Genomic DNA, 282 nt, shown 5'->3' with positions numbered 1-282 from the left:
CCCTCATCAAAGGGTATGTTACACCAATTCAGGGAGTCAATAATGTATTGTTCTGCACCTTCCACATAACGGGCCTGATCTGTATCTTCAATTCTTAAGATAAAATCTCCGCCATGTTTCTTTGCGAACAGGTAGTTAAAAAGAGCTGTTCTAACTCCTCCAATATGTAGTGGCCCCGTTGGGCTCGGTGCAAATCGCACCCTTACTTTTTCCATTGACATAACTGCTGGTTTTGTGCGCAAAGATAAAGGTTTCTTTAGGTTCACGAAACGGCATTGAAAA

At 42.2% G+C, this 282-nt stretch carries 1 protein-coding gene; it reads right to left on the bottom strand.

Going from position 1 to position 282, the window contains the following annotated elements; translation table 11 throughout:
- Nucleotides 1-215: glutamate--tRNA ligase family protein (locus HC176_RS19355; RefSeq protein ID WP_245234979.1), on the bottom strand; the 215-nt coding region annotated here is incomplete at its 3' end.
- Between the last annotated feature and the right edge of the window lie 67 nt (nucleotides 216-282).

The organism is Tamlana crocina (assembly GCF_012037625.1).
The sequence above is the reverse complement of the archived record's forward strand: the minus strand, read 5'-3'. Positions and strand labels throughout refer to the sequence as shown.